Genomic DNA, 13249 nt, shown 5'->3' with positions numbered 1-13249 from the left:
TACAAACCATTTAAATATGAAACATAAAAATCTCCATTATTTTGCAATTGTAGTTGCAATTGTATTTTGCAGCACAAACCTCTTGAAAGCACAAATGGTTGGCCCGGATGCCTACATAAAAGCTACAAGTGTAGAAATTGGTCTCGATGGTCAAGGTGGTTTTGAAGGATGCAGTACTACTGCTTCTCCTCCACTTCCTGGGATGCATTTCCGCTCAGGCAATCCACTTTTTGGATTCGTTGCAAATCCACAAATAAATTTATGGACCACTTTTGATGGCGACTTTTTCACTCCCGGAACTCCAGAAAATGGATGGGGAATTGAAATCGGAACTACCGGAGGGGTAGCTGCCAGTAACAATGCTACAGGAGAGTTTAATATCCCAGGAGCAATTACCGATTGGACCCATAACTTCGATTGTTATTCAGCTGATTGGGAAGGAGATCTAACCTCTGGAACGAACCTCCATATAAAAGTAAACTACTTCTTACAAGAAACAGATCTATTTTATACTACAACAGTTTCTATTACCAACAATACATCTGCAACAATTCCGGAATTGTTTTATTACAGAAATTTAGATCCGGACAACAATGTTTCGATTAGTTCGGATTATACTACTCAAAACACGATTGTTAGTCAACCCGGTTCAGGCTGTAACCTCGCACATGTAAGTGCAACATCATTAGTTCCTGCAACCCAGCCACAATCCTATTTAGGATTAGCAGCCGTTGGCCCTAACTGGAGAGCAATGTATGGCGGATTCTCAAACAGAGATGGTTCTGACATTTGGAATGGCACTGGAGGTGGTTTTGTTCAAACTGTTGGTGCAACAAATTTTGCTGATGAAGCAATTGCCTTAGGTTATAAAATTGAAAACCTAGCCCCCGGAGCTACAGAAATCATCAAGTTTGTGGTGATTTTAGATGGTGCATCTGCTACGATGGCCATCAATAATTTATTGTATTTGTCCTATCCAGGATCATCTTCAACAACACCACAAGTTTGTACTCCATTCATTGATACAATTCCAACTTGCGGTGGTCCGGTTCCAATTTCAGTTACTGGAACATCTTTGGGTGATTATTCATGGAGCTGGAGTCCGGCTACCGGTTTATCTGGAACTACCGGAACAACTGTTATCGCAGATCCTCTAACAACAACAACCTATACCGTAACAGGAACACCTATTTCAGCATGTGTTGCACCGGTTAGTTTCACATTTGTAGTAGACCTTACAACACCGGCAGATGCAACCATTAATCCGGTCACATCCATGTGTTCGAGCGCCACTCCATTTAACATGACTTCGCTTACAGGAGGAGGTACTTGGTCAGGAACAGGAATTACAAACAGTGGTACAGGAACATTTGATCCATCTGTTGCCGGTGCCGGAACATTTACGATTACACATACAATCGGAGGTGGTTGTGGCGATACAGCAACGACTAGTGTTACCGTTCTCCCTTCTCCAACCCCTTCCACAGCGGCAAGTATAACAAGTGGCTGTGCACCTTTATGTGTTGACTTTACAGAAACTGTGAGTGCTACATGTACAAGTGTTGGTTATATCTTTGGTGATGGCGATACGTCTAGTGCTTCAAATCCATCACATTGTTATGATACAACTGGTGTATTTACCGTTTCCATACATTGTACAGATGCGAATGGATGTGTTGGGACAACCACATTTACTAATATGATTACAACATTCCCAACTCCTGTATCCAGCTTTACTGTTGCTCCGGGAACTACCGTTGCACCAGGAACAAATGTTATTTTCACAAATACAAGCAGCGGAAGTACAGGTTCTTCGTGGACATTTGGTGATCCGGGATCTAGTGATAATACATCATCCTTATTTTCACCAACACACCTTTATCCTGCTGAGGGAACATTCTGTGTTGATTTAATTTCTACTGCAACTTCTGGTTGTGCGGATACATCAAGATATTGCATCATCGTTGAAGGCGAATCATCCATCTTTATCCCAAATTCATTCAGTCCGAATGGCGATGGAAACAATGATATTTTCTTGGTAACAACCAAAAATTTCAGAGAGGTAACGTATGATATTTACGATCGTTGGGGATTATTAATTGCTAGTTATGATGGAATAACAGGAGGTTGGAATGGCAAAACTAAAAATGGTAAAATGGCTACAGATGGTGTTTATTACTACATTTTAAAAGCCACAACTGACAATGGTAAACTAGTGGAACAAGAAGGATTCATTCATTTGTTCTCCGAAAAATAAGGAATCTTAATTATTGAAAAAAAATGCTCTTCAGAAATGGAGAGCATTTTTTTTGTTAATCCTGTGGTAATACAAACTTAATGTGTCGACTCTAATTTTGTAATAAAAAATTAAATAATGACACAATTAAACAACACAGAGATGAATACGACCGAAGCAGTAGTATATTTAAAAAATGGGAAAAGAAAATATGGTTTAATTTTAGAAGAAGTGATTAACGATACTTATCAATTTATATCAAACGTTGACTACTTTGCATTTTTAGAGAACAAAAACCAAGAATATATTGAAGAATTGCATGCATCAACAATAGAAACGATTGACACAAATTTAAAGTAAGAATTAGGAAAACCCTCTTTGCTTTTTAATATTATCGTAGGCGCTTTGAACTTTTTGAAATTTTTCGTTCGCAGCTTTTTGCACCTCTTCCCCTAATGCTGCTACTTTATCTGGATGAAACTTCACAGCCATTTTACGATACGCTTTTTTCACTTCTTCATCCGTTGCAGACGGGGTAATTTCCAGGATTAGATAATCGCTATTGGTATCTCGGAAGTACATCGCTTTTAATGAATTAAAATCAGCAGCACTTACTCCTAAATAGTTGGCAATGGTATGAATGGTTTGTAATTCCAATTCGTGCACATGACCATCCGCTTTTGATATTCCAAACAAATAATGAATAATTTGCAGACGTTCAGAATGAGGCATGTATTGCTTTATTTGTATACATACGTCATGCAATGGAATTTCTTGCTTTAATATTTCCTTTAACAGCAAAATTTGTTGTTGTGCATGATCTTCACCAAACTGCTGACTTAAAAAACGTTTAACGAAATCCAATTCACTTTTTAATGTACGCCCATCACTTTTCATAACGGCAGCCGAAAGCACTAATAAACTTGCAGCAAAATCACCAACATGTGGTGCGGAACCACGATTAGAATAGGTTGTTTTTCCGTTCGCTTGAACTGTTACACTGGCTGCATCAAATGCAGAACCCAATGCAAACCCTAAAATTCCACCAAGTGGGCCACCCAATGCCCATCCTAAGCCTCCACCTAACCATTTACCAAATTTTACTTTTGCCATTGCTTTAAATTATTGTGCAAATTTAATTATTAAAAGAGTTGGAATAATAATTGAATGCTATAAATTCGTAAAAAACTCACCTAAAATAAATCTACCATGAAAACAGATGCATACACAAAAACAATCTTGACCATCATTGCAATTGCATTAATCGCTTTGGTCTTTAAAAACGGAATAATTATTAATGAAGCAAAGGCAGACAAAGCAATGCTCAGTCGTTATGCCTCCATTCCTTTAAATGACGATGGCTCTATCAATGTAAAATTAGTAAGCAGCGATATGGATGTAAACCTAAAAAGTATCGGAGGAAGCAGCGTTTATGGCACCATTCCGATGAATTTAAAAGAAATAGGAGGGAGCAGTTTTTATGGAAGTTTACCGATTAATATCAAGGAATATGGTGGAAGTTCTGTAAGTTCAAGTGGATTACCTATAAACATTGAATCTTTGAACGGAAGTAGTGTATATAGTTCACTACCTGTGAAGGAAACACACTAATATTTATGACTGATAATCAATTAGTTACAACCTTGTAAGCAATTTAGAATTATTCTTTTGCAGGGCATTCAAAAAAAGCTATAAATTTGCCACGTATTAACTAACTTAAAACTAATTACAAAATGAAAAAAGTATTATTATTTGTTGCTGTTGTTACAGCTGCATCATTTGCTTCTTGCAAAAAAGACAGAACTTGTACTTGTACTTCTACTACAGGTGGTGTTACAACAACTACAGTAACAGTTATTCACGAAGCTAAGAAAGCTGATGCTCGTCAAATGTGTTACGGAACTCAAACAACTACAACTACTGCAGGTGGTGGATTCTCTGGATCTTCAGTTGGAGCAGATGAAACTTGTGAGTTGAAATAATCTTTAACTGATTATACAAAAAGCGTTCTTCCAAGAAGGACGCTTTTTTTTTACCCAATACAGATTGAAACAATGATAAAAAAAATTCTTCTGGCGTTACTCTGCTCATTAATGGGTGCGCTCTTTATTTTTTCAGGCTGGACAAAACTCTTCCCTATTGAGCCTTTTGAGTATACATTTGTTGACCTAGGTTTTATCAACTGGCAAGTAGCACCATTTGTTGCTAGGTTTATGATTGGTTTCGAGTTCTTCATTGGAGTGATGCTCCTATTCAACCTAAACCTTCATAAAATTACTTATAAATTAGCCATTGGAATTCTTTTGATTTTTTGCGTTTACCTTACACTTTTAATGGCATTTGTAGGAAACAAAGGAAACTGCGGATGCTTCGGTGAACTTTTTCCAATGACTCCATTCTGGGCATTGATGAAAAATGTAGTGATGCTCCTCCTCTTTTTTGTTTTGTACAAATTTCATAATGGATGGGAATTAAAAGGGAAACTCAAATATGCAATCTTGCTTATTTTTATTTCATCACTCGTATTTCCTTTCATTCGTAATACGGTTGAACTGAATTATTCTGAAGCTTATCTTAACAAATCCGAAGGGAATCAAAAATTAGAACTGGATTCATTGTACAGTAGTGCAAAATTAAATATCCCTCCCAAAACACTTTCGCAAGGAAAACATGTTTTAGCATTTATGAGTATGACTTGTCCGCATTGCCGCATTGCTGCAAAAAAGATGCGCATTATCCATGAACGCAATCCGGAAATACCTATGTATATTGTTTTGAATGGAAAGGATGAAAAATTAAAACCATTTTATGATGATACGCATGCAGAAGGAATTCCACATTGTATTTTAAACGGAAGGAACTTTGTGTTTTTAGCAGGAGTAGAAATGCCAAGAATTTATCTCATCAACAACAGCGTTGTTGAGCACGATTTATATTATTTTGATTTAGATCAAGGTGAGCTGGAAAAATGGTTAAAAGAATAGTAAAAAAAATCCTGTGATTGCTCACAGGATTTTTTTTTAAGGAACCCGTCTGTAGAGGCTGGTTCATATTTTCGTAATCTGCACTACCAGCTTCCACCGGCACCGCCACCACCGGCTCCACCGCCACCAAAGCCGCCAAAACCTCCGGAAGAACCGCCACCAAAGCCACCACCGCCTCCGCCAAACATATTGCCCAACAAGAACCCGGTGCCCATGCTCATTCCTCCACCACCACCTCGGCCACCTTTAGAGGCTCTGTAGATGATGAATAGAATAATCAGAATCAAAGGCACAATCATTTTTCTCGGGAAACTTTTCTTATTCTTTTTGGCATATGCCGTTGAATCATATTCCCCTTTTGCAATGGCCATCAAGATGTCAACCGTTTTATCAATCGCTTGATAATAATTACCGGAAGCCAATCCCGGTCCTAATTCGTTATCCGAAATTTGGTTAGCAGTGGCATCCGGAATGGCACCTTCCAACCCATAACCCACAGAAATATGCACTTTGCGTTGTCCCTTTCCTCCAGTTGGTTTGATTAAAATGACTACACCATTGTCCTCTTTAGATTGACCAACGCCCCATTTCTGATGCAAACGAGTTGCAAAATCCCAAGGTTCAAGCCCGCCAATTTCATCAACAATTACTACTGCAATTTGATTCGAAGTTGTATTTGCAAAATCAGCCAATTTACTTTCCAACTGTCTTTGCTCATTCGATGAAAGAAAATCAGGAAACTCTTTAGATAAATTATTTACTAATCGTGGAGGACTAGGTCGCTCCGGAATCCCATCTGACTGTGCAAACACCGATGAGGAAAACAGGACCAATAAAATAATCGAAAAATATTTTTTTAACATCTGTGTCGTTTTATTATTTACCAAAACTCATGTCATTTGAAAGTTCATTGGTATCATTTGACTGCAAAGGAAAGTTCACTTTTAATTTTTCTCCAGCCATTTCTATTCCTTTGCAAAGTCCTTCTGTAAATTCTTGTTTTTTAAAATGTGCCAACATCGTTTCTTTGATGGTGTCCCAAAAATCACTTGGCACCTTCTCATTGATTCCTTTATCGCCCAAAATTGCAAACTTATGATCTGTTACTGCTAAATAGAACAAAACGCCATTGCGCAATTCTGTTTTATCCATTTTCAGCGCATGAAACCTATCTGCTGCTGCATCCAAAACATCTCCTTTGCATTTATCATCAATGTGCACACGAATTTCACCAGAGGTGTTTAATTCGGCATTGGCTATGGATTTTTGAATGGATTTTTGTTGTTCGGAAGAAAAGAAATTTTTTGCTGACATCTTTAATTATTAAAAGTTTAAAAAAGGGGAATAGCCCAATTAACTATTCCCCTCAGTAACTAATTCACTTAGTTTTTGTCTCTCATACTCTTGATATCAGGGGCTGTTTCAGCACCTGCTTGCGACTCAAAGTAAGCACGTTTTTGGAATCCAAACATTCCTGCCCAAATATTTTTTGGGAATTTACGGATGTAGGTATTCATATTCTGTGCAGCTTCGTTAAAACGCATACGCTCTGTGGAGATTCTGTTTTCCATTCCTTCATATTGCGCTTGAAAATCGCGGAAGGCTTGTACACTTTGCAAAGCCGGATAGTTTTCAGCAACGGCCATTAATCGACCTAAAGAAGAACTGAATGCATTTTGAGCTTTTTCAAATTCAGCTAATTTCTCAGGAGTTAGGTTATCCGCATTGATTTGGATGCTGGTTGCTTTACTTCTCGCTTCCATAACTTCCATCAACGTTGTTTTTTCAAAATCAGCTGCACTTTGTACAATTTCGAATAGATTTTTTGTTTTATCCATACGTGCTTGATACGCAACTTCTACTTGTTGCCATTGTGCAGTTACACCTTCATCCATTGTAACCATTGAGTTGTACGAGCTACACCCGTTAAATCCAATTAATAATACAAATAAGCCTATTACAGCTAAAATGATAGTTCCTTTTTTCATTGTTTTTTAGTTTGTTTTTATCCGCTTTAACTTTTGCCAAAACGGGGGTTGGTTAATATGCGCCTCTATTGTCAAAGCATATACCATTGTAGGTACAATGACAAGCTGACGAAATTTGTCATACCTCCAATCTTCCACCACATCGAATTTCATCACAATGACAGGCATTTCAGAGATACAAGGAGCAATTTAGTCAATTAAATCAACACTTCTCTTAATAAACTTTGTCAATTCCTCACCTTTTAGGAGCCCTTGCGACAACATTGCCAAATCTGCAGTCTGTTTTGTCAGTTGCTTCTTTTTATCTAAGTCCTTCTCATTCAATATCTTAGATATTAAAGGGTGATTGGAGTTCACCACCAAATTGTGCATCTCCGGCATCGAACCATAAAAGGCCATACCTCCACCGATTGCGCTCATATCCTTCATTCTTCTCATAAACTCAGGCTTCGTAATAAGCATCGGTGCGTCTTTTTCACTCAGACTTTCAAATACCACCGTGAACTTTTCCTTTGGAACTGTTTCTTCCACGATAGGCTTTAATGTATTTTGTTCTTCCTCTGTAAGTTTGCTCGGCTGTACTTCTTCTTTCTTAATTAATTTATCAATAACATCTGCATCCACACGAACGAAAGAAGTGTTTCCTAATTTCTGCTCCAACTGATTGATGTAATGAGAATCAATCGGACTATCAAATACAATTACATCGTAACCGCGTTCTTTTGCTGTTTCAATAAAACTGTGTTGCTCTTCAACATTTGTTGTGTACAAATAAATAACACGCTTGTCTTTATCCGTTTGTGCCACTTTTACTTTTTCAGCATATTCTTCTAAAGTAGAATACACACCTTCTGTATTTTTAAGAAGTGCAAACTTTTGTGCTTTCTCATAAAATTTTTCTTCCGACAACATTCCATACTGCACAAATACTTTGATATCTTCCCACTTCGATTCAAAATCTGCACGATCTTTTTTGAAAATCTCTTCTAATTTATCCGCCACCTTTTTAGTAATGTGTGCAGCAATTTTTTTCACATTACCATCACTTTGCAGGTAACTACGACTAACATTTAAAGGAATATCCGGAGAATCAATTACCCCTTGTAACAAGGATAAAAAGTCGGGCACAATGTTTTCTACCGAATCAGTAACGAATACTTGATTGCTATACAATTGAATTTTATCTTTTTGTACTTCAAATGATTTTTTAATTCGTGGGAAATATAAAATCCCAGTTAAGTTGAATGGATAATCAACGTTCAAGTGAATATGAAACAAAGGATCCTCAAAATTCATTGGATATAATTCACGATAAAATGCTTTGTAATCCTCATCTTTCAAATCTGCCGGTTTTTTTGTCCATGCAGGAGATGGATTATTAATCACATTATCAACTTCTACTTCATGGTCCTTGTCGCCTTCTTTTTTCGTTCCGAATTTAATTTCAACCGGAAGAAATTTGCAGTATTTATGCAACAAATGATCAATTCTTTCTTGTTCTAAAAATTCTTCCGAATCTTCTGCAATATGCAATACGATATCTGTTCCTCGTGTTGTTTTATCGGTTTCTACTAATGTGTATTCCGGACTACCATCACATTCCCAGCGAACTGCTTTTGCTCCTTCTTTGTGAGATAACGAGAAAATTTCAATTTTCTTTGCAACCATAAAACCGGAGTAGAAACCCAATCCGAAATGACCAATGATGGCATTTGTCTCCGGTGTTTTGTCTTTGTATTTATTTACAAATTCTTCTGCTCCGCTAAATGCAATTTGCGTGATGTACTTTTCAATTTCTTCTCCTGTCATACCAATTCCTTTATCACGAATGGTTAACGTTTTTGCAGCTTTATCAATGATTACTTCAACTTTGATATCGCCCAAATCACCTTTGGTTTCACCGATTGCGGTTAATGTTTTTAATTTTTGAGTAGCATCCACAGCATTTGAAACTAACTCACGTAAAAATATCTCGTGGTCGCTGTAAAGGAATTTTTTAATGATTGGGAAAATGTTTTCGGTCTGTACGTTAATCTTTCCTGTGCTCATGGTTAATCGTTATTAGTTTTGATTATTAGTTGTTTCTTAGAATATCCTATCGACTGAAGTGGAGACATCTTGCCTGTTTTTAAGTATAGTGCTACTTGGTGCAAGATCCCTCCACTTTGGTCGAGATGACACGAACAAAGTCAAACTACATGCCAGTGGGCTTTTTCTGACAAGATGACAACCTTGCTCTTTCAAGATTAAATAGGAAAGTAATTAAAAAAAAAGGACTGTGAAAAAGCTATGCGATGCATAACAAAATAAAATATAAACAATTAAATATCAATAATTTACAAATAATTTATCAATTTCAATTCATAACATTCTGTACAATATTGTAATTGAGTTTCATAACCGAGCGACTACATTTGACACCAAACCCAACTATTACTATGAAAAAAATTCACGTATTGCTGTCTGGCTTATTACTATTCAACCTCGTTATACAAGCGCAACCTTGCAAAGAAATTATCGGTTATTACCCAAATTGGCAATGGTACGACAGAGGTCAATTGGTAAAACCAACAACGATTGCTTATTCAAAATACTCTGTGATCAATTATTGTTTTTTTAAACCCGAAACAACAGGTTTAATTTCTAACACCGATGCGTGGGCGGATGAAAATTTATTGCTTGGACAAATCAACTGGTCGACCACTCCAACATCTTATTATCCCAATACATCTGTGATTGATTTGGCTCATAATGCAGGAACCGATGTTATGGTTTCGATTGGTGGCTGGACATTATCAGATAATTTCCCAGGCATTGCAGCCAATGCCACAAAACGCGCAACATTTGCAGCTGAGTGCAATCGCTTATTGGATTATTATAATTTCGATGGAATTGATATCGACTGGGAATATCCTGGTTATGCAACACATTCGGGTACACCGGCCGACAAAGTAAATTTCACCATTTTCATGCAACAGATTCGTGATTCCATTACAGCATTAGGAATACGAAATGGTAAATCATACAAATTGTCCGCTTGTTTCGGAGCGAGTGCAAGCTATGCTGCAGATATTGAATGGACCAACATTGTTCCGATTTTAGATATGATTAACTTAATGACCTATGATTTTTTCGGAACATGGGATTGTTTGGCAAACCACAACTCCCCTTTGTATGCACCAACCAGCGGAGATCCTTCTTTTAATTTAAATAGTGCCTTTAATTTATTGACCACAACCTACAGTGTACCGGCATCAAAAATAAATTTAGGCGTTGGTTTTTATGGACGTTCGCAAACAGGTGCAACTGCTTTACATGCAGCTACCAGTTGCAATGCAAACACCACTTTATTTTCTGCTGATGATGGCACTCCGCTATATTACAATGTGGAAGCCAACATGACGCAGTTCAACAAATATTGGGACAATACAGCAAAAGTTCCCTATCTGTTAGGCAAGCCTACAGGAACAGCACCCGGTACATTTGTATCCTACGACAATAAACTATCAGTTGGATACAAAGCACAATACATCATGAGCAACAATGCTCGTGGTGCCATCATTTGGGAAATTACCGGTGATTATATGGAAACAACACCCGGCTCGGGAGTTATTGCAGGAACACCTTTGGTAGATACATTGAATCAAGTATTTTGTCTAGCAACCTCAATAACCAATAACGAAAAAGAAATTTCCTTCTTTTCAATTTATCCTAATCCAACAAACGGAGAATTGTTTGTTTCCGTAAAAGATAAAACCGAAGGTGTATTTACAATAAGCGATGTAAAAGGTTCAATCATACTTCAACAAACAATGGTAAAAGGAGAAAACAAAATCAATATGCAATCGTTTTCAAAAGGAATTTACTTTTTAAGTATTCAATCCGGAAATGAAATATACCATCAAAAAATAATTAAGGACTAACTCAGATTCATTGTTGCTAATATTAGTAACTTAGCAACAATGAATATTTCAGTCAAGAAAATAGGCACTTTAACCGGTCATAGTGGCGCGGTGTATGCACTGTCGGAAGTACAAGAAAAAAAAAGTGAACACTCATCACAAATTTTCTCCGGCAGCAGTGATAAATTTCTTGCTCTTTGGAATTTAGAGACCTTACAACCCGAAAAGTTTGCAGCTCAGTTTCCATCCATCGTGTATGCGATTTGTCATATTCCCGAAAAACAAATTTTATTAGTAGGCACTTCAGCAGGAAGCATTCATGTTTTAGATCTTGAAAAAAAACAAGAACTTAAAATATTACAACACCATACTTCCTCCATTTTTGATTTAAAATATTCCGCTCAAACAAATTGCTTTTATTCTGCAGGTGGTGACGGCAATTTTGCCATCTGTAGTTTGGAAACACTTTCCATGATTCAAATCAAAAAACTTTGTGCCGAAAAAGTGCGAAGCATTGTTTTCAATTATCATAACAGTGAATTTGCCGTTGCAAGTGGCGACTGTAACATCCGTATTTTTGATTTAACCACTTTGGAAGAAAAGAAAATCTTTGTTGCTCATACCCTATCTGCCAACATCGTTTGCTACTCACCCGATGGGAATTTAATTTTAACAGGAGGAAGAGATGCCCATCTCAACATTTGGGATGCAAAAAGCTATACCCTCATTCAAAGCATTCCTGCGCACAACTACGCCATTTACGATATTGTATTTTCTCCAGATGCAAAATTATTTGCAACAGCCAGCAGAGATAAAACCGTAAAGATTTGGGATGCCGAAACATTTGAATTACAAGTACGCATCAACAAAGAAAATTATGATGGACATGTAAACTCTGTAAATAAATTATTATGGACAGAGAAATATCTTGTTTCTACTGGGGATGATCGGGCGGTTATGGTTTGGGAAGTGAAATAAATCAAGCAATTCCATCATTTAAATAAATTTGCACCTCCAAACAATTCAAACAACCATTTGTTATTACTTAAACAAAATATTTTATGGAAATAGGAATCGACAGTTTTGCATCAGCAACAAATAATAATAGCACAACCGCAAAAGACAGAATGAATTCGATGGCTCAATTGTTAGAGCGCATGGAACAAGCAGATAAATCAGGATTGCATGTTTTTGGAATTGGAGAACACCATCGCAAAGAATTTATGGATTCGGCACCGGCTATTATTTTGGCTGCCGCTGCCGCAAGAACCAAACAAATAACACTTACCAGTGCAGTTACCGTTTTAAGTGCTGCAGATCCTGTGCGTGTATTTCAAAATTTTGCGACATTGGATTTAATATCACAAGGTCGTGCCGAAATGGTTGTAGGACGCGGTTCATTTACAGAAGCATTTCCATTGTTCGGGTTAGACTTAAATGATTACGATGAATTGTTTTCTGAAAAATTAAATCTTTTATTGAATATTCGCGACAATGAAGTTGTAAACTGGTCGGGACACTTTCGCGCTGCCTTAAAGAATCAAGCCATTTATCCACGACCATTGCAAGAAAAACTTCCAATATGGTTGGGCGTTGGCGGAACACCGGAATCATTTGTACGCGCAGGCTCATTGGGCTTGCCATTAATGGTGGCCGTGATTGGCGGAGAAACACATCGCTTCCGTCCGTTTATTGATTTGTATCGTGAAGCAGGTAAACGTGCAGGATTTGCACCCGAACAATTAAAAGTAGGATTACATTCCTTGGGGTATGTTGCAAATTCTGCGGAAGAAGCTGTTTCAGATTATTATCCGGGCTATGCAGAAACATTTACTCGAATAGGAAAAGAAAGAGGTTGGCCTCCGGTAACAAAAGCACGCTTTGATGCACAAAACGGACCAACTGGAGCACTATTAGTTGGAAGTGCGGAAGAAGTTGCGGAAAAAATCATTCGTCACAGTGCATCCTTGGGTGGCATCAGCAGATTTACGTTTCAAATGGACAATGCTGCATTACCTCATGAAAAGTTGATGCAATCAATAAAATTAATTGGAGAGAAAGTAATTCCCATCGTGAACAAATAAGTTTTACCGCTACAATAAACGTTATTGCCTATATCTATACATGGAGGAATGAGAA

General features: G+C 37.3%; 13 protein-coding genes. 8 read left to right on the top strand and 5 right to left on the bottom strand.

The features are described 5' to 3' along the window. Nucleotides 1–16 precede the first annotated feature (16 nt). Nucleotides 17–2257, top strand: a complete 2241-nt coding sequence (locus IPP64_04780; protein MBL0328732.1) for a gliding motility-associated C-terminal domain-containing protein — start codon at nt 17–19, stop codon at nt 2255–2257. A gap of 117 nt (nt 2258–2374) precedes the next feature. Further along, complete coding sequence (locus IPP64_04775) at nt 2375–2596, top strand: hypothetical protein (GenBank protein ID MBL0328731.1); 222 nt, start codon at nt 2375–2377, stop codon at nt 2594–2596. A 3-nt stretch (nt 2597–2599) separates the two neighbouring features. Here the strand turns inward: IPP64_04775 and IPP64_04770 are convergent, their stop codons facing one another. Then, complete coding sequence (locus IPP64_04770; protein ID MBL0328730.1) at nt 2600–3349, bottom strand: TerB family tellurite resistance protein; 750 nt, start codon at nt 3347–3349, stop codon at nt 2600–2602. A gap of 96 nt (nt 3350–3445) precedes the next feature. Here IPP64_04770 and IPP64_04765 point away from each other — a divergent pair, with 96 nt between their 5' ends. The 3 genes from IPP64_04765 to IPP64_04755 all read left to right on the top strand — a co-directional run bounded on the left by IPP64_04765 (nt 3446) and on the right by IPP64_04755 (nt 5220). Next, nucleotides 3446–3847 (top strand): hypothetical protein, encoded by a 402-nt coding sequence (locus tag IPP64_04765; protein ID MBL0328729.1) that lies wholly within the window; start codon nt 3446–3448, stop codon nt 3845–3847. 122 nt (nt 3848–3969) lie between these two features. Then, nucleotides 3970–4218, top strand: a complete 249-nt coding sequence (locus tag IPP64_04760; GenBank protein ID MBL0328728.1) for a hypothetical protein — start codon at nt 3970–3972, stop codon at nt 4216–4218. Nucleotides 4219–4290: 72 nt separating this feature from the next. Next, nucleotides 4291–5220 carry a DoxX family protein gene (locus tag IPP64_04755; GenBank protein ID MBL0328727.1) on the top strand — a complete coding sequence of 310 codons (930 nt, stop codon included), beginning with the start codon at nt 4291–4293 and terminating at the stop codon, nt 5218–5220. A gap of 83 nt (nt 5221–5303) precedes the next feature. On the opposite strand, the gene IPP64_04750 is transcribed toward IPP64_04755, so the two are convergent. From IPP64_04750 to htpG, 4 genes are all read right to left on the bottom strand, one after another. After that, nucleotides 5304–6083, bottom strand: a complete 780-nt coding sequence (locus IPP64_04750) for a TPM domain-containing protein (protein MBL0328726.1) — start codon at nt 6081–6083, stop codon at nt 5304–5306. Between the two features lie 13 nt (nt 6084–6096). After that, the gene (locus IPP64_04745; protein ID MBL0328725.1) at nt 6097–6534 is read right to left on the bottom strand and encodes a TPM domain-containing protein; all 438 of its coding nucleotides are present in this window, start codon (nt 6532–6534) and stop codon (nt 6097–6099) included. Nucleotides 6535–6602: 68 nt separating this feature from the next. Continuing rightward, nucleotides 6603–7208, bottom strand: a complete 606-nt coding sequence (locus tag IPP64_04740) for a LemA family protein (GenBank protein MBL0328724.1) — start codon at nt 7206–7208, stop codon at nt 6603–6605. Nucleotides 7209–7397: 189 nt separating this feature from the next. After that, the gene (gene htpG / locus IPP64_04735) at nt 7398–9257 is read right to left on the bottom strand and encodes a molecular chaperone HtpG (protein ID MBL0328723.1); all 1860 of its coding nucleotides are present in this window, start codon (nt 9255–9257) and stop codon (nt 7398–7400) included. Between the two features lie 389 nt (nt 9258–9646). On the opposite strand from htpG, the gene IPP64_04730 reads away from it, so the two are divergent. From IPP64_04730 to IPP64_04720, 3 genes are all read left to right on the top strand, one after another. Continuing rightward, complete coding sequence (locus IPP64_04730) at nt 9647–11131, top strand: T9SS type A sorting domain-containing protein (protein ID MBL0328722.1); 1485 nt, start codon at nt 9647–9649, stop codon at nt 11129–11131. A gap of 39 nt (nt 11132–11170) precedes the next feature. Continuing rightward, nucleotides 11171–12088 (top strand): WD40 repeat domain-containing protein, encoded by a 918-nt coding sequence (locus tag IPP64_04725; GenBank protein MBL0328721.1) that lies wholly within the window; start codon nt 11171–11173, stop codon nt 12086–12088. 83 nt (nt 12089–12171) lie between these two features. Next, nucleotides 12172–13194 carry an LLM class flavin-dependent oxidoreductase gene (locus tag IPP64_04720; GenBank protein MBL0328720.1) on the top strand — a complete coding sequence of 341 codons (1023 nt, stop codon included), beginning with the start codon at nt 12172–12174 and terminating at the stop codon, nt 13192–13194. Nucleotides 13195–13249 lie beyond the last annotated feature (55 nt).

The sequence above is a fragment of the Bacteroidota bacterium genome, from assembly GCA_016722565.1.
GTDB lineage: Bacteria > Bacteroidota > Bacteroidia > 2-12-FULL-35-15 > 2-12-FULL-35-15 > 2-12-FULL-35-15.
Note: the sequence above shows the minus strand (reverse complement) of the source record. Positions and strands in the feature narration are given on the sequence as shown.

Excerpts from the sequence above, each read along its gene's own strand:
- IPP64_04725 (MBL0328721.1), top strand. The coding sequence starts at position 11,171 with ATGAATATTTCAGTCAAGAAAATAGGCACTTTAACCGGTCATAGTGGC.
- IPP64_04770 (MBL0328730.1), bottom strand. The coding sequence starts at position 3,349 with ATGGCAAAAGTAAAATTTGGTAAATGGTTAGGTGGAGGCTTAGGATGG.
- IPP64_04745 (MBL0328725.1), bottom strand. The coding sequence starts at position 6,534 with ATGTCAGCAAAAAATTTCTTTTCTTCCGAACAACAAAAATCCATTCAA.
- IPP64_04720 (MBL0328720.1), top strand. The coding sequence starts at position 12,172 with ATGGAAATAGGAATCGACAGTTTTGCATCAGCAACAAATAATAATAGC.
- IPP64_04760 (MBL0328728.1), top strand. The coding sequence starts at position 3,970 with ATGAAAAAAGTATTATTATTTGTTGCTGTTGTTACAGCTGCATCATTT.
- IPP64_04765 (MBL0328729.1), top strand. The coding sequence starts at position 3,446 with ATGAAAACAGATGCATACACAAAAACAATCTTGACCATCATTGCAATT.
- IPP64_04750 (MBL0328726.1), bottom strand. The coding sequence starts at position 6,083 with ATGTTAAAAAAATATTTTTCGATTATTTTATTGGTCCTGTTTTCCTCA.
- IPP64_04740 (MBL0328724.1), bottom strand. The coding sequence starts at position 7,208 with ATGAAAAAAGGAACTATCATTTTAGCTGTAATAGGCTTATTTGTATTA.
- htpG (MBL0328723.1), bottom strand. The coding sequence starts at position 9,257 with ATGAGCACAGGAAAGATTAACGTACAGACCGAAAACATTTTCCCAATC.
- IPP64_04775 (MBL0328731.1), top strand. The coding sequence starts at position 2,375 with ATGACACAATTAAACAACACAGAGATGAATACGACCGAAGCAGTAGTA.
- IPP64_04755 (MBL0328727.1), top strand. The coding sequence starts at position 4,291 with ATGATAAAAAAAATTCTTCTGGCGTTACTCTGCTCATTAATGGGTGCG.
- IPP64_04730 (MBL0328722.1), top strand. The coding sequence starts at position 9,647 with ATGAAAAAAATTCACGTATTGCTGTCTGGCTTATTACTATTCAACCTC.
- IPP64_04780 (MBL0328732.1), top strand. The coding sequence starts at position 17 with ATGAAACATAAAAATCTCCATTATTTTGCAATTGTAGTTGCAATTGTA.